General features: G+C 62.8%; 15 protein-coding genes. 9 read left to right on the top strand and 6 right to left on the bottom strand.

Annotated features, from left to right (window positions below; all coding sequences use genetic code 11):
• Window positions 1–2: 2 nt before the first annotated feature.
• On the top strand, window positions 3–875 hold the full coding sequence (locus tag ACR3EK_RS15525) for a ribokinase (RefSeq protein WP_480633839.1): 873 nt from the start codon (window positions 3–5) through the stop codon (window positions 873–875).
• Here ACR3EK_RS15525 and msrA read toward each other — a convergent pair.
• The 4 genes from msrA to ACR3EK_RS15505 form a co-directional block, all read right to left on the bottom strand.
• Window positions 872–1537 carry a peptide-methionine (S)-S-oxide reductase MsrA gene (gene msrA, locus ACR3EK_RS15520; RefSeq protein ID WP_480633838.1) on the bottom strand — a complete coding sequence of 222 codons (666 nt, stop codon included), beginning with the start codon at window positions 1535–1537 and terminating at the stop codon, window positions 872–874. The genes ACR3EK_RS15525 and msrA overlap by 4 nt on opposite strands.
• Window positions 1538–1632: 95 nt before the next feature.
• Window positions 1633–1914, bottom strand: coding sequence for an SCP2 sterol-binding domain-containing protein (locus tag ACR3EK_RS15515; RefSeq protein WP_005979840.1), 282 nt, complete (start codon window positions 1912–1914; stop codon window positions 1633–1635).
• Window positions 1915–1994: 80 nt separating this feature from the next.
• Complete coding sequence (locus ACR3EK_RS15510; protein WP_480634035.1) at window positions 1995–2393, bottom strand: DUF1810 domain-containing protein; 399 nt, start codon at window positions 2391–2393, stop codon at window positions 1995–1997.
• 32 nt (window positions 2394–2425) lie between these two features.
• Window positions 2426–3652, bottom strand: a complete 1227-nt coding sequence (locus ACR3EK_RS15505; protein ID WP_170373152.1) for an argininosuccinate synthase — start codon at window positions 3650–3652, stop codon at window positions 2426–2428.
• Window positions 3653–3786: 134 nt separating this feature from the next.
• Between ACR3EK_RS15505 and ACR3EK_RS15500 the strand changes: the two genes are divergently transcribed.
• Window positions 3787–4554, top strand: coding sequence for a hypothetical protein (locus tag ACR3EK_RS15500; RefSeq protein WP_170364369.1), 768 nt, complete (start codon window positions 3787–3789; stop codon window positions 4552–4554).
• A gap of 59 nt (window positions 4555–4613) precedes the next feature.
• A complete protein-coding gene (gene ilvA / locus ACR3EK_RS15495; RefSeq protein WP_170364371.1) occupies window positions 4614–5840 on the top strand; it encodes a threonine ammonia-lyase IlvA in 1227 nt (408 codons plus the stop codon).
• 4 nt (window positions 5841–5844) lie between these two features.
• Here ilvA and ACR3EK_RS15490 read toward each other — a convergent pair whose 3' ends face one another.
• Window positions 5845–6171 carry an Hpt domain-containing protein gene (locus ACR3EK_RS15490; RefSeq protein ID WP_170364374.1) on the bottom strand — a complete coding sequence of 109 codons (327 nt, stop codon included), beginning with the start codon at window positions 6169–6171 and terminating at the stop codon, window positions 5845–5847.
• 157 nt (window positions 6172–6328) lie between these two features.
• Here ACR3EK_RS15490 and ACR3EK_RS15485 point away from each other — a divergent pair, with 157 nt between their 5' ends.
• On the top strand, window positions 6329–7594 hold the full coding sequence (locus tag ACR3EK_RS15485) for a PP2C family protein-serine/threonine phosphatase (protein ID WP_480633837.1): 1266 nt from the start codon (window positions 6329–6331) through the stop codon (window positions 7592–7594).
• Here ACR3EK_RS15485 and ACR3EK_RS15480 read toward each other — a convergent pair.
• On the bottom strand, window positions 7591–8034 hold the full coding sequence (locus ACR3EK_RS15480) for an NUDIX hydrolase (RefSeq protein WP_480633836.1): 444 nt from the start codon (window positions 8032–8034) through the stop codon (window positions 7591–7593). The genes ACR3EK_RS15485 and ACR3EK_RS15480 overlap by 4 nt on opposite strands.
• A 76-nt stretch (window positions 8035–8110) precedes the next feature.
• On the opposite strand from ACR3EK_RS15480, the gene hslO reads away from it, so the two are divergent.
• From hslO to ACR3EK_RS15455, 5 genes are all read left to right on the top strand, one after another.
• Window positions 8111–9097, top strand: coding sequence for an Hsp33 family molecular chaperone HslO (gene hslO, locus ACR3EK_RS15475; protein ID WP_093963913.1), 987 nt, complete (start codon window positions 8111–8113; stop codon window positions 9095–9097).
• On the top strand, window positions 9087–9686 hold the full coding sequence (locus tag ACR3EK_RS15470; RefSeq protein ID WP_480633835.1) for a CoA pyrophosphatase: 600 nt from the start codon (window positions 9087–9089) through the stop codon (window positions 9684–9686). The genes hslO and ACR3EK_RS15470 overlap by 11 nt, the downstream gene beginning before the upstream one ends.
• A complete protein-coding gene (locus tag ACR3EK_RS15465; RefSeq protein ID WP_480634034.1) occupies window positions 9686–10837 on the top strand; it encodes a CCA tRNA nucleotidyltransferase in 1152 nt (383 codons plus the stop codon). Before ACR3EK_RS15470 ends, ACR3EK_RS15465 begins: the two co-directional genes overlap by 1 nt.
• A 191-nt stretch (window positions 10838–11028) precedes the next feature.
• Complete coding sequence (locus ACR3EK_RS15460) at window positions 11029–12879, top strand: ABC transporter ATP-binding protein (protein WP_480633834.1); 1851 nt, start codon at window positions 11029–11031, stop codon at window positions 12877–12879.
• On the top strand, window positions 12876–14708 hold the full coding sequence (locus tag ACR3EK_RS15455; protein ID WP_480633833.1) for an ABC transporter ATP-binding protein: 1833 nt from the start codon (window positions 12876–12878) through the stop codon (window positions 14706–14708). Before ACR3EK_RS15460 ends, ACR3EK_RS15455 begins: the two co-directional genes overlap by 4 nt.
• Window positions 14709–14745 lie beyond the last annotated feature (37 nt).

The raw sequence follows: 14745 nt of genomic DNA, 5'->3' as shown, positions 1-14745 counted from the left end.
CGATGGCAATCTGGAACCTGGGTTCGATCAATGCCGACATGGTCTATGCGCTGCCGCACCTGCCGACGCCGGGTGAAACCCTGGCGGCCAGCGATTTGCAGCGGTTTCTGGGCGGCAAGGGCGCGAACATGTCGGTTGCGGCGGCGCGGGCCGGGGCGCATGTGCGCCATATCGGCGCCGTGGGGGCCGACGGGCTGTGGGCGCGCGACCGGTTGACCGAATACGGGGTCGACACGCGGCACATCGCGCAGGTCGATCAGCCCACGGGCCATGCGATCATCGCCGTGGATGCGCAGGGCGAAAACCTGATCATCCTGTACCCCGGCGCCAACCATGCGATCGGAGCCGGTCAGGTTTCCGCCGCGCTGGCAGACTCTGACACGGGCGGTCTTCTGGTGCTCCAGAACGAGACCACCGCACAGGTCGAGGCCGCGAAGCTGGGCCGCGAGCGGGGTTTGACGGTGTGCTATGCCGCAGCCCCCTTCAGCGCAACGGCGGTGCAGGCGGTGCTGCCCTATCTGGATTTCCTGATCCTGAACGAGGTCGAGGCCGCCCAGCTGCAACAGGCCACAGGGATGGCTCCGGCCGATCTGCCGGTCGAGCATGTGATCGTCACGCAGGGGTCAAAAGGCGCCCGCTATCATCAACGCGGGCAGGCGGCGGCAGAGTTTCCCGCCCACAAGGTCAAGGCCGTGGACACGACCGGGGCCGGGGACACCTTTACCGGATATGTTCTGGCGGGAATGGACCGGGGGATGCCGATGGCGCAGGCCATCACCCAAGCCAACCGGGCCGCTGCCCTGATGGTGATGCGGCCTGGTACGGCGGACGTCATTCCCGATCTGAAAGAGGTGCGCGAGGCCGCGCTGGATTAAGATCCGGCAAACGGCGCGGCGTTGCCCCACAATTGCCGGACCCGTGCATCGCGGCCGCAGGCCTTGCGATACGCCTTGTAGGCATTCAGCTGGCGTTTCGGCCCGAACCGGGTGAACACCAGCTTTTTGCCCTTGTAGTAATCCTGATGATAGGCCTCGGCCGGATAGAACGCCCCAAGCGACAGGACCGGAGTCACGATGGCCTGACCCAGCGCACGCTGTGCTTCGGCCTTGCTGCGTTCGGCCAAAGCTTTTTCGCCTGTGTCAGAGACGAAAATCGCGGTGCGATAGCTGTCGCCCCGGTCACAGAACTGTCCACCGGCATCGGTGGGATCGACCGAGCGGAAAAACAGGTTCAGCAGGGTTTCACGGGAAACGCGGGCCGGATCGAAGGTGATCTGCACCGCCTCGTAATGGCCGGTGCCGCCGCTCGTGACCTGGCTGTAGGTGGGGTTCGGAGTCGTGCCGCCGGTGTAACCCGAAACCGCCTCGATCACGCCGGGTACGGATTCGAAATCGGCTTCGACGCACCAGAAACAGCCGCCCGCCACGGTCAGCGTCTCGGTTCCGGCCGCCGGGGAAGGCTGAGCGCGCAGGATCAGCGCCAGCGCAATCAGCGAAAGCAGAAGGGTAAGCTTGATCTGGTCGAGGCAACGGGTCATGGCGGATCTCCTTTCCGCCTCAGGCTGCCGCGCAACGGGCCGGCTGACAATCGGCTGAAACCGTTTGTCACGCGGTGGTGAGACGAGTTTATCGCCTAGCCCAGCAACTGCCCCAGCTTCATCGCGACGCCCATGTCGCCCGAGATCTTGAGCTTGCCCATCATCACCCCGGTCATCGGGTTCAGCTTGCCGGTCAGCAGTTTGCCCAGGTTTTCGCGCGAGATGCGGATGGTGCAATCGGTTTCGCGGTCCTGGGTTGTGGCCGTGTTGTCGGCCAGCACGATCACGCCATCGGCGCCGCAATCGAATTTCAACGAGCCGTCAAAGCGTTTGTCGGCCAGCCCTTTCTGGATTCCCTCGGCGATCTCCTGCAGCATCCCTGCCTCCCTTTTTCGCACTTGCGTTCGGGGTGACAGAGGGCAGGGGCCGGGGCAAGCGTGACCTTACGGGAAACCGCTCAGCCCAGGGCCTGCTGCGTGCGCAGGCAGGGCTGACCGTCGTAGAACGCATCCAGAACCGCCTGGAATTCGGGCGGAGCATCAGGCACGGCGGCGAACAGGGTCATGGACGACCGCAACTTCTTGGCGTCCACCTTGCCTAGAATCTCGGCCGGGTCCTTGCCTGCGTGGGTCAGTATCAGCCGGGCCACCTCGGTCAGGCGGCGGCGCAGTTCGGGGTGGGCCAGGTAGGCCGCAGCCTCGTCCAGATCCTCGATCCCGTAGAGCTGCGCCATGTGTGATTGGCCCAGCTCGGCCAGTTGCGGAAAGACGAACCACATCCAATGGCTGGTCTTCTGTCCCCGTTCCAGTTCGCGCAGGACATCGGACCAGACCGTGTCCTGCGCTTCGATGAACATTTCCAGTTCGTCGTTTATGCTGTCATCCTCGGTCACTTGGACAACCGCTTGTCGCGCGCCGCCAGCAGCTTGAGCCGCAGCGCGTTCAACTGGATGAAGCCCGCAGCGTCTTTCTGGTCATAGGCACCGGCGTCTTCCTCAAAAGTCACATGCGCCTCGGAATACAGCGAATGATCCGACCAGCGGCCGACCGTCGAGGCCAGACCCTTGTACAGCTTCACGCGGACGGTGCCGGTGACATGTTCCTGGCTCTTGTCGATGGCGGCCTGAAGCATCTCGCGCTCGGGGCTGTACCAGAAGCCGTTGTAGATCAGCTCGGCATATTGCGGCATCAGCTGGTCCTTCAGGTGCATCGCGCCGCGGTCCATGGTGATGGATTCGATGCCGCGATGCGCCTCCAGCAGGATGGTGCCGCCCGGTGTTTCGTAGATGCCGCGCGATTTCATGCCCACGAACCGGCCTTCGACCAGATCCAGACGACCGATGCCGTGCTTGCCGCCGTATTCGTTCAGCTTGGTCAGCAGGGTGGCGGGACTCATCGCCTCGCCATTGATGCTGACCGGGTCGCCTTTTTCAAAGCCGATCTCGATATATTCAGGCTCGTTCGGGGCGTCCTCGGGGTGGACGGTACGCTGATAGACATAGTCGGGCGCCTGTACAGCGGGGTCTTCCAGAACCTTGCCCTCGGACGAGGTATGCAGGAGGTTCGCATCCACCGAGAAGGGTGCCTCGCCGCGCTTGTCCTTGGCGATCGGGATCTGGTGCGCCTCGGCAAATTCCAGCAGCTTGGTACGGCTGGTCAGGTCCCACTCGCGCCAGGGCGCGATCACCTTGATGTCAGGGTTCAGCGCATAGGCCGCCAGTTCGAACCGCACCTGGTCATTGCCTTTGCCGGTGGCGCCATGCGCCACCGCGTCAGCGCCGGTTTCCTTGGCGATCTCGATCAGGCGCTTCGAGATCAGCGGCCGCGCGATCGAGGTGCCCAGCAGGTACAGCCCTTCGTACTGCGCATTGGCGCGGAACATCGGGAAGACGAAATCGCGGACGAACTCCTCGCGGATGTCCTCGATATAGATGTTCTCGGGCTTGATCCCCAGCAGCTCGGCCTTCTGGCGGGCGGGCTCAAGCTCTTCGCCCTGACCCAGATCGGCGGTGAAGGTCACCACCTCGCAGCCATACTCGGTCTGCAGCCATTTCAGGATGATCGAGGTATCAAGGCCACCGGAATAGGCCAGAACAACTTTCTTGGGCGCGGACATCTGACTTCCCCTTATGCGTAAGACGATTGGCCCCTAGCGGGTTTTCGACGTGGGGGCAAGAAGCTGTGGATTGACCGGGCGGCGGAATTGCAGTCAAACGGTAACAACCATGGATTGATTAAGGAAATTTCGGAATGCTCGGATGGAATATTTTTGCCCACTCGCTTCGGATGGTTTTTGGCAATCTCAAGCAGGTGGCGCAAATCGTTATCGGACCGGCCGTAATCGGAACGGTTGCAATCATCGGCCTGTTCATGGTGTCCGGAATTCCTCTCGAGGCATTTGATGACAATCCGAACGGGCTGCCGCCGGGAGTGAACCCGGGGGCCATTGTTCTGTTCGCGTTTCTCCTATTCGTCGTGATGGTCCTCATCATGGGCTGGATCGCGGTGGCCTGGCACAGATACATTCTTCTGGAAGAGTATCCTTCCGGCGTGCTGCCCACCTTTCGGTTCGATCGCATTCTGGCCTATTTTGGACGCGGACTGATGCTCGGGATCCTGATGGCAATTGCATTCCTGCCGATGGGGATCCTGACAGGCATGCTGGGCGAAGGACTGATCGCCGTTTCGATCATCCTGACCATCGGCTACCTGGTTTTCCTGGCTATTTGCTTCTATCGGCTGTCCATCATCCTGCCGGCTGCGGCAATCGGCCAGCCGATCACGTTGGCCGAGGCTTGGAACAACACTCTGGGTACCGGAGGTACAATCGTCGTTCTTATCGTGGTCTCGTTCCTGTTTCAGTTTCTGGTTCAGCTGGCGATCGGAGTTTTGTCGATCATTCCGGTACTGGGTGTATTGATCGCCCTGTTTTTCGGGATTCTGATCCTGCCGATGATCAACGTCAGCATCCTGACCACGATGTACGGCGTGTTCATCGAAAAGCGCGAACTGGGCTGATCGCCCGTACACCGATGTATTCCTTGCCCTTGTCGGCCTGATGGGGCAGGGAATGCGGCATGAGTGATTTCATGACCCGCGCCCGCGCCGCCGAACAGGCGATGCGCACCGTGTTTCCTGCAACGCCGTTGCAGCGCAATGCCCATCTGTCCGAGAAATACGATGCCGACATCTGGCTGAAACGCGAAGACCTCAGCCCGGTGCGGTCCTACAAGATCCGCGGCGCGTTCAACGCCATGCGCAAGCAGCAGGGACAGGACCTGTTCGTGTGCGCCAGCGCTGGCAACCACGCGCAGGGCGTGGCCTTTATGTGCAAGCACATGGGGGTCAAAGGCGTGATCTTCATGCCGGTGACGACACCTCAGCAAAAGATCCAGAAGACCCGAATCTTTGGTGGCGACAACGTCGAGATCCACCTGACTGGCGACTATTTCGACCACACGCTTGCCGCGGCTCAGGACTGGTGCGCGCAGCAGGGCGGGTATTTCCTGTCGCCCTTCGACGATGACGACGTGATCGAGGGGCAGGCCTCATTGGCCGTCGAAATCGAGGAACAGCTGGGCCGCCTTCCCGATCACGTGGTGCTGCCGGTGGGCGGGGGCGGCATGTCCTCGGGCGTGGCGACGTGGTTCGGCGACCGCACCCATTGCCTGTTCGTCGAACCCGCGGGCGGGGCCTGTCTGCGCGCGGCGCTGGCGGCGGGCCATCCGGTGTCGCTGGACAAGGTGGACAATTTCGTCGACGGCGCGGCGGTGGGCCGGATCGGTGACAAGCCGTTCCAGCTGTTGCGCGACCGGCATCTGTCGGACGTGATCGTCCTGCCCGAAGACCGCATCTGCACCACCATGATCGAGATGTTGAACGTGGAAGGCATCGTGCTGGAACCCGCCGGGGCCCTGGCGATCGAGGCGGTGGGCGACGTCCAGAGCTTTGTGCGCGGCAAGACGGTCGTCTGCGTCACCTCGGGCGGGAATTTCGATTTCGAGCGTCTTCCCGAGGTCAAAGAGCGGGCGCAGCGCTACTCGGGCGTCAAAAAATACTTCATTCTGCGCCTGCCGCAGCGACCCGGTGCGCTGAAGGAATTTCTGAACATCCTCGGCCCCGAAGATGACATCGCCCGGTTTGAATACATGAAGAAATCAGCGCGCAATTTCGGTTCAGTCCTGATCGGGATCGAGACCAGCAAGCCGGACAATTTCCTGCGCCTGTTTGCGCATCTGGACGATGCCGGGTTCGTCTATACCGACATCACCGAGGACGAGACGCTGGCACAATTCGTGATCTGACCGATTACAGGTTGTCCTTTAGGCCGGACATGAATTCCGCGCGCGAGCGGTCAAAAGCCGCAATGACCGCGTCCAGATCGACTTCCGCCCCATGGCCCGCAGCAGCGCGCAGTTCGCCATCCTGACAGAGTTTGGACAGGCTCTCAAAACCAAGGCTCAATGCACTGCCCTTGAGGAAATGCAGGTTCTGCTCAAGCGCGGATCGGTCGGTGTCCGACGTCAAGCGGCCCATGACCTCACCGACTTCATCCAGAAAAATCCGGACGACCTCGTCGAACTCCTCGGACCCGACTTCATCACGCAGCTGGCGCACCCTTGGCCAGTGTATCATCACCGTCCTCCACCTTGACCGAAACCGTCTCTGAATACCGGTCCGGGGTAAAATCCGGGTTAAGCCACTGCGGTGAACAGCTTTCATCGGTTGTTAAGCCGAGCGCCGTAGCTTTGCCCCACCCCAGTTGGAAAATACGCAGAGGTTTCGCGTGCGAGTGTCCAGCCAAATTGAGGCCAAGGCTGACCTGGATTTTGGAGCCATCCGGACTGTGCTGGTGGTCGATGACAGCCGCCTGCAACGCCGTATTTTGGTGGCGTCGCTGAAGAAATGGGGATTTACGGTTGTCGAGGCTGACAGCGGTGAAGAAGCGATCGAGATCTGCAAAAAGGCCCTGCCTGATCTGGTGCTCAGTGACTGGGTGATGCCGGGCATGGGCGGGCTGGAATTCTGCCGCGCGTTTCGCGCGTTGGAGAACGACCAGTATACCTATTTCATCCTTCTGACCTCAAAAAGTGAGAAGCAGGAAGTCGCGCGCGGTCTGGATGCCGGTGCGGATGATTTCCTGATCAAACCGCTTGAAGCAGACGAGTTGCGGGCCCGCATTTCGGCAGGGGCCCGCATTCTTGATATGCAGCGCGAACTTTCGGACAAGAACCGGTTGATCGAAACAGCTTTGGCCGAACTGCGCCTTGCGCATGACGCCATCGACAAGGATCTGATCCAGGCGCGCAAGATTCAGGAATCACTGGTGCCGGAACTGTATCGGGAATTTGGCAGGTCCCGGGTCAGCCTGCTGCTCAAACCCTGCGGCCACATCGGGGGTGACCTGGTGGGGATGTTCTCGCCAGGCGCGAACCGGATCGGGTTCTACAGCATCGACGTCTCCGGCCACGGTATCACGTCAGCAATGATGACAGCGCGGTTGGGCGGATATCTGACCAGCCAGCATTTCGATCAGAACGTCGCAATGGAGAAGCGGTTCAACAAGTTCTACGCCCTGCTGCCACCCGAGCAGGTAGCCGCTATCCTGAATGCCCGCCTGATGGCCGACACGGGGATCGAGGAATATTTCACCATGGTCTACGCCATCGTGGATCTGCGCAACGGCCACCTTAGAATGGTTCAGGCTGGGCACCCCCATCCACTGCTGTTGCGCCGGACCGGCCGGGCAGAGTTCCTTGGGGATGGCGGCCTACCCATCGGATTGCTGCCCGATGTGGCGTTCCAGCAGACCGAAACCTATCTGCAGCGCGGTGACAAGCTGCTGTTGTACTCGGACGGCTTCACCGAATGCCGTGTCAAAAACGGTGATCTTTTGGATGAGGACGGGCTGCAACGGATGGCGCTGGAATGCCTAGGAGCAAACAGCGGGCCCGAGTTTCTGGACGACATGTTCTGGCGATTGACTCAGGGTATGCCGCCGGGAACGGGGATGGAGGATGACGTTTCAGCCGTGTTTTTCGAGTACAACGGAAACTAAAACCCGGATAGATGCAGACGCGCGAAGTGCCGGTCGCCTGCATTGCCCAACATGTGAACCGCATCGCCGGTGTTCATCCAAACCGCCTCGTGAAAGGGTTCGGTCGGTGGTCCTTTGCGCTGCACCGGGCGGGCCCGGTAGATCAGACAGACCTTCTCGGCCCACAAATCATATTCGGGCATGTAGGTGAATCGCCGGAACGCACCAACCCGCCGCGGGTCCGCGATCGACCAACCGGTTTCTTCGAAAACCTCGCGATGCAGGGCGACTATTGGCGACTCGCCGGCGTCGATCCCACCACCGGGCAGCTGCAAGTCGGGTCCGGGTTCGGTCTGGCAGGTCAGCAGCAGGCTGGCCCCGCGCGGCAGCAGCGCATAGACGCCGACCCGGCGCGTGTATTTCCGCCCCGGTTCCGGGGTTTCGCCGAACCGTCTGATCATGTAAGGACCCTTTCAACCCCGAATGTACGACCTATATGGTGGCGATATGCCAACTTGCGGCGCTTAAGGAAACCCCATGTCTCTTGGAACGAAAATCGCGTGGGACGATACCGTCCTGCCCTTTCAACTTGATGTATCGGATATGCGTGGCCGCGTGGCCCGGCTGGACGGGGTGCTGGACGGCATCCTGAAGCAGCACAACTACCCCGCGCAGGTTGAGGCGCTGGTGGCCGAGATGGCCTTGCTGACCGCGCTGATCGGCCAGACCGTCGCGCTGCGCTGGAAGCTGTCGCTGCAGGTTCAGTCCAAGGGGCCCGTGCGGATGATCGCCACTGACTATTACGCCCCGCGCGAAGAGGGCCAGCCCGCGCAGATCAGGGCCTATGCCAGCTTTGACCGCGACCGTCTGACCGAAGGTGCTCCCTTTGATCAGGTGGGCGAGGGATACTTTGCGATCCTGATCGACCAGGGCAAGGGGACGCAACCCTATCAGGGGATCACGCCGCTGGCCGGAGGATCGCTCAGCGCCTGTGCCGAGGCGTATTTCGCGCAGTCCGAACAGCTGCCGACCCGCTTCTCGCTCAGCTTTGGCCGGTCAACCGAGCCGGGTGTGGGCGAACGCTGGCGCGCCGGCGGCATCATGCTGCAGCACATGCCAAAGGCGTCTCCGTTTGTCGCCAGCGGCGAGGGCACAGGCGAAGTTCTGACAGCCGCCGATCTGGTCGATGGCCAAGAAGAAGAGAACTGGGGCCGGGTCAACATCCTGCTGGACACGGTCGAGGATCTTGAAATGATCGGTCCGTCCGTGGCACCGACCGATTTGCTGGTGCGCCTGTTCCACGAGGAACAGCCCCGCGTGTACGAGGCCCAGTCGGTGCAGTTCGGCTGCACCTGCTCCGAGGACCGCGTGCGTCAAAGCCTGTCGATCTACTCGGCCCAGGACATCGAGAAGATGACCACGGACGAAGGCACCGTCACCGCCGACTGCCAGTTCTGCGGCGCGCATTACGTGCTGGATCCGAAATCGGTCGGGTTCGAGGCCGAAGATCCGGATGCCGGCTGACCTGATCCCGCGTCTGAGCGCGGCGTTGGCCCGTCCGGGTGACGGGTCCAGCGACTTCGACCTCAATCCCGGCACGGTTCTGCCTGCGGGGCGCAAACTGCGCCCTGCGGGTGTTCTGGTCGCCGTGGACCTGGCCCGCAGCGATCCGCGCCTGATCCTGACCAAGCGGTCCTCGGCCCTGAAACACCATCCGGGGCAGATCGCCTTTCCGGGCGGCAAGCAGGACGACACCGATGCGGATGTGACCGCCACCGCCTTGCGCGAGGCGCAGGAAGAGATCGGCCTGCCGCCGGACCTGCCAACCATTCTGGGTACGTTGCCGGTGCATGAAACGGTCACGTCATTCGCCGTGACACCGGTGGTCGCGGTTCTGGAGCGCGGCTTTGACCCGGTGGCCGAACCGGGCGAGGTGGACGAGGTGTTTTCGGTTCCGCTTGCGCATGTGCTGAACCCTGCGAATTATGTGGTTGAATCGCGCATCTGGCGCGGAACACGGCGGTATTACTTCGCGGTGCCCTATGGCCCCTACTACATCTGGGGCGCCACGGCCCGCATGTTGCGCGGGTTGGCGGCACGGATGAACGAATGATGCGGATCACCGAAGACTGGATCACGAACCCGGCTACGCAGAACGTGTGTGCGGCGCTGACCGAGGGCGGTGCGCAGGCGCTGTTCGTGGGGGGCTGCGTACGCAATGCGCTGCTGGGGGCATCGGTCTCGGATCTCGACATCGCCACCGACGCCCGCCCGCAACAGGTGATGGACCTGGCCGAACGGGCCGGGCTGAAGGCAATTCCGACGGGGATTGATCATGGCACCGTGACCGTGGTCAGCGACGGCATACCGCATGAAATCACCACCTTCCGCCGCGACGTCGAAACCGATGGGCGACGCGCGGTCGTGGCCTTTTCCGACCAAGTGGAAGAGGACGCCGCCCGCCGCGATTTTACGATGAACGCGCTTTATGCCCGCCCCGACGGCGCCATTCTGGACCCGCTGGGTGGCCTGCCTGACCTGCAGACGCGGCGCGTGCGGTTCATCGGTACGGCCCAAGATCGCATCCGCGAGGACTATCTGCGCTCGCTGCGGTATTTCCGGTTCCACGCCTGGTATGGCGATGCGCAGGCCGGGATGGACCCGGATGCGCTGGCGGCGATTGCGGCCGATCTGGACGGGCTCGACCGGCTGTCGCGCGAACGGGTCGGGGCCGAGATGCTGAAACTGCTGGCCGCGCCCGATCCGGCCCCATCAGTGGCGGCCATGCGCAGCATCGGCGTTCTGGCGCATCTGCTGCCCGGCGCCGACGATCGGGCGCTGCCGATCCTGATCCATCTTGAAACGCAGGCCGGGCTTGCCCCCGACGCGCTGCGCCGTCTGGCAGCCATCGCTGCGCCCGAGGTTGCCGGAACCCTGCGCCTCAGCAAGGCGCAGTTGGCTCGCTTGATCCGAATCCGAGACGGGGCGCAGGGCGGTGCCGGGGCCGCCGAGCTGGGGTATCGGCTGGGACAGCCAGACGGACAAGACGCTGCTCTGCTTCGCTGCGCCTTTCTGGAACAGCCCTGGACGGCTGAGACGGGCGCGGCCGTTAAAAAAGGGGCCGCAGAGACATTCCCGGTCAGGGCCGCCGATCTGCTCGGGCGCTACTCCGGCCCTGCGCTGGGCGCGAAACTGGCCGAACTGGAGAGCCGCTGGATCGCCTCGGAATTCACGCTGGACCGGGACGCGCTGCTGCAATATTGACGGGAAGTCTCAAAAGGGGATGACAAGCCCGCAGGTGTTCGGCTAGGTTGCGCCTGTCACATGGATGGAGGACTGCGAATGTATTACGGGATCTGGTTCGGCTAAAGCCAGAACACCTGACCCGTACGGGTGGTGTTTTGGCGCCATCTGCTTTCGCATTTTCAATTTTCCTGCTCAATCGGAGCACCTCCATGTTTCGCTATTTCGAAAACCTCGTAGACCCTTTTGTTGCATATGAAGAGGTGGACACGCCGCCGACGCGGCTGTGGCCTTTCATGCTGGATTATTCCCGCCCTTTTCGGCGCGTCTTCTTCTGGGCCGCGCTGATGTCGATCATCGTGGCCGCGGTCGAGATCGGGCTGATCTATTATATGGGCCGGGTCGTCGACCTGCTGGGCGCATCGCCGTCCGAAGTCTGGCAGGCCCACGGGACCGAGCTGGTCCTGGTCGCGCTGTTCATCCTGTTCCTGCGCCCGATCCTGCATGTGCTGGACGTGCTGTTGCTGAACAACGCGATCCTGCCCAATTTCGGAACGCTGATCCGCTGGCGGGCGCACAAGCACGTTCTGCGCCAGTCGGTCGGTTGGTTCGAGAATGATTTTGCCGGGCGCATCGCCAACCGCATCATGCAGACCCCGCCCGCCGCGGGCGAGGTGGTGTTCCAGGTGTTCGATGCGATTTCGTTCTCGCTGGCCTATCTGATCGGCGCGGCGATCCTGCTGATGGCAGCCGATCCGCGCCTGCTGCTGCCGTTGCTGATCTGGTTCGCGCTCTATGCGCTGCTGGTGCGCTGGACGGTACAGAGGGTCGGGCCGGCGTCGCAGGCCGCGTCCGATGCGCGGTCCACGGTGACGGGCCGGGTGGTCGACAGCTATACCAACATCCACTCGGTGAAGATGTTCGCCCATGCCCAGCAGGAGCTCGACTATGCGCGCGAAGCAATCGAAGAGACCCGGCGCACCTTCCAGACCGAAATGCGCATCTTCACCATCATGGATGCCGTTCTGGTCGCGCTGAACGGCGTGCTGATCATCGGTGTGGTCGGCTGGGCCATTTACCTGTGGATGCAGGGCAGTGCCTCGGTCGGGGTGGTGGCGGCGGCCACCGCGCTGACGCTGCGGCTGAATGCCATGACCGGCTGGATCATGTGGGCTCTGACCAGCTTCTTCCGCCAGCTGGGCGTTGTGGCCGAGGGGATGGAGACCATCGCCCAGCCCGTCGACCTGCTGGATGCGCCGGGCGCCAAACCATTGCAACTGACCGACGGCCGGATCGAGATCCGCGACCTGTCGCACCATTATGGCCGCGAGACCGGCGGGCTGGATCACGTCAATCTGACCATCCAGCCGGGCGAAAAGGTCGGGCTGATCGGGCGCTCGGGGGCCGGGAAGTCGACCTTGGTCAAGCTGCTTTTGCGGTTCTACGACGTGGAAAGCGGTGCGATCCTGATCGACGGGCAGGACATCCGCACTGTCACCCAGGACAGCCTGCGCCGCAATATCGGCATGGTTCAGCAGGACAGCGCGCTGCTGCACCGCTCGGTGCGCGACAACATCCTGTATGGCCGTCCCGATGCGACAGAAGACCAGATGATCGCCGCCGCCAAACAGGCCGAGGCGCATGACTTCATCCTCGACCTGCAGGACCCGCAGGGCCGCACCGGCTATGACGCCCATGTGGGCGAGCGCGGCGTCAAGCTGAGCGGCGGGCAACGGCAGCGGGTGACGCTGGCGCGGGTGATCCTGAAGGACGCGCCGATCTTGTTGTTGGACGAGGCCACATCCGCCCTAGATTCCGAGGTCGAAGCCGCAATCCAGGAGACGCTGTACGGCATGATGCAGGGCAAGACCGTGATCGCCATCGCGCACCGGCTCAGCACCATCGCCCAGATGGACCGCATCCTGGTGATGGACGGAGGCCGGATCGTCGAGGAAGGCACCCATGCCGATCTTCTGGAGCAGGGCGGTCTTTACGCCCAGTTCTGGGCGCGCCAATCTGGCGGCTTCATGAACCCCGAGGCCGCGGACGAGGCAGCAGAATGACGGTCGCAGACCTGATCAAACCGTTTGAACCCACCCAGACGCCCCCGCCGCAAAGGTTGGGGGCGTTCATTCGCTGGTGCCTGACAGGGGCCTGGCCCATGTTGTTCGCCGCTGCGCTGTTTTCGGCCCTGGCAGGCGCGATGGAGGCCGGAACCGCCTGGATTCTGGGCTGGGTGATCGACATCGCGACCGCCAGCGGCCCCGAGAACTTTCTGACACCGCGAAACCTGTGGATGATCCTGGGCGCCGTGGCGTTCTTCATGCTGATCCGGCCGCTGCTGTTCGGGCTGTCCTCGGTGTCGAACAACTATATCGTCATGCCCAACATCCCACCGCTGGTGCTGGCCAAGCTGAACCGCTGGACGCTGGGCCAGTCGGTCACCTATTTCGACGACGATTTTGCCGGTCGCATCGCGCAGAAACAGATGCAGACGGCCAATGCGCTGACCTCGGTCGTATCGGAAACCATCAGCGCCATCGTCTTTGCCTTGGCCTCGCTCGTGGGATCTTTGCTTTTGTTAGGGTCTATTCATCCCCTGGTCATGCTGCCCTTCGTGGCTTGGCTGGCGGTGTATTTCCTGCTGGTGCGCTGGTACCTGCCGCGCATCCGCACACGCTCGGCCGCACGGGCCGGGGCACGGGCGATGGTGTCGGGGCAGGTGGTGGACACGATCACCAACATCAAGACGGTTAAGCTGTTTGCCCATTCCGAGTTCGAGGATCAGGCGGCGCGCGACTCGATGGTTGCGCTGCGCGACAAGTCGCTGGCCTTCGGCAAGCTGTCGGCCAGTTTCCGGTTCATTTTGATGACACTGGCGGGGCTTCTGCCGGTTCTGCTGTTGGGCGCGACGCTGTGGCTTTGGCAGGCCGGGTCGGCGACCACCGGGGATATCGTGGCGGCGGGCGCCATTTCGATCCGCATCGCGCAGATGACGGGCTGGGTCAGCTTCACCCTGATGGGGATCTACGCCCATGTGGGCGAGATCGAAAACGGCATGAAAACCTTGGCGCGGCCCGACCGGGTCGAGGATGCGCCGGACGCCACCGAGCTGACGGTGCCTGAAGGCCGGATCGAGTTCCGTGATGTCAGCTTTGCCTATGGTCGCGACGTGGGCGGGGTCTCGGACCTGACGCTGACGGTGCAGCCGGGGGAGAAACTGGGAATCGTCGGTGCCTCGGGGGCGGGGAAGTCCACCTTGGTTTCGCTGCTACTCAGGCTCTATGACAGGGAAAGTGGGCAAATTCTGATCGACGGGCTGGACATCTCCCGCGTCACGCAGGACAGCCTGCGCCGCCAGATCGGCATGGTCACGCAGGAAACCGCGATGTTCAACCGTTCGGCCCGCGACAACATCCTGTACGGTCGGCCCGATGCCACCGAAGACCAGATGATCGCCGCCGCCAAAAAGGCCGAGGCGCATGATTTCATCCTCGATCTGCAGGACGGGCAGGGGCGCAAGGGCTATGACGCGCATCTGGGCGAGCGCGGCGTCAAGCTGAGCGGCGGCCAGCGTCAGCGCATCGCGTTGGCCCGCGCGATCCTGAAGGACGCGCCGATCCTCGTGCTGGACGAGGCGACCTCGGCGCTGGATTCCGAGGTCGAGGCCGCGATCCAGACCGCGCTGCACCGGGTGATGGAAGGCAAGACCGTTCTGGCCATCGCCCACCGCCTTTCCACCCTCAGCGAGATGGACCGGATCATCGTTCTGGATCACGGGCGCATCGTGGAAAGCGGTCCGCATGACACCCTGCTCGCGCAGGGCGGGTTGTATGCGCGGTTCTGGCACCGCCAGTCGGGCGGGTTCATCCAGACCGAAGCCGCCGAATAAGGGTTTTGTTGGCGCATCAGCCCAGCTATCAGGCAGG

Source organism: Ruegeria sp. BC8 (genome assembly GCF_056535705.1).
Note: the sequence above shows the minus strand (reverse complement) of the source record. Positions and strands in the feature narration are given on the sequence as shown.

Bases quoted from the DNA above. Each gene is read 5' to 3' on its own strand.
- ACR3EK_RS15525 (WP_480633839.1), top strand. From the start codon at position 3: ATGGCAATCTGGAACCTGGGTTCGATCAATGCCGACATGGTCTATGCG.
- msrA (WP_480633838.1), bottom strand. From the start codon at position 1,537: ATGACCCGTTGCCTCGACCAGATCAAGCTTACCCTTCTGCTTTCGCTG.
- ACR3EK_RS15515 (WP_005979840.1), bottom strand. From the start codon at position 1,914: ATGCTGCAGGAGATCGCCGAGGGAATCCAGAAAGGGCTGGCCGACAAA.
- ACR3EK_RS15510 (WP_480634035.1), bottom strand. From the start codon at position 2,393: ATGTTCATCGAAGCGCAGGACACGGTCTGGTCCGATGTCCTGCGCGAA.
- ACR3EK_RS15505 (WP_170373152.1), bottom strand. From the start codon at position 3,652: ATGTCCGCGCCCAAGAAAGTTGTTCTGGCCTATTCCGGTGGCCTTGAT.
- ACR3EK_RS15500 (WP_170364369.1), top strand. From the start codon at position 3,787: ATGCTCGGATGGAATATTTTTGCCCACTCGCTTCGGATGGTTTTTGGC.
- ilvA (WP_170364371.1), top strand. From the start codon at position 4,614: ATGAGTGATTTCATGACCCGCGCCCGCGCCGCCGAACAGGCGATGCGC.
- ACR3EK_RS15490 (WP_170364374.1), bottom strand. From the start codon at position 6,171: ATGATACACTGGCCAAGGGTGCGCCAGCTGCGTGATGAAGTCGGGTCC.
- ACR3EK_RS15480 (WP_480633836.1), bottom strand. From the start codon at position 8,034: ATGATCAGACGGTTCGGCGAAACCCCGGAACCGGGGCGGAAATACACG.
- hslO (WP_093963913.1), top strand. From the start codon at position 8,111: ATGTCTCTTGGAACGAAAATCGCGTGGGACGATACCGTCCTGCCCTTT.
- ACR3EK_RS15470 (WP_480633835.1), top strand. From the start codon at position 9,087: ATGCCGGCTGACCTGATCCCGCGTCTGAGCGCGGCGTTGGCCCGTCCG.
- ACR3EK_RS15465 (WP_480634034.1), top strand. From the start codon at position 9,686: ATGCGGATCACCGAAGACTGGATCACGAACCCGGCTACGCAGAACGTG.
- ACR3EK_RS15460 (WP_480633834.1), top strand. From the start codon at position 11,029: ATGTTTCGCTATTTCGAAAACCTCGTAGACCCTTTTGTTGCATATGAA.
- ACR3EK_RS15455 (WP_480633833.1), top strand. From the start codon at position 12,876: ATGACGGTCGCAGACCTGATCAAACCGTTTGAACCCACCCAGACGCCC.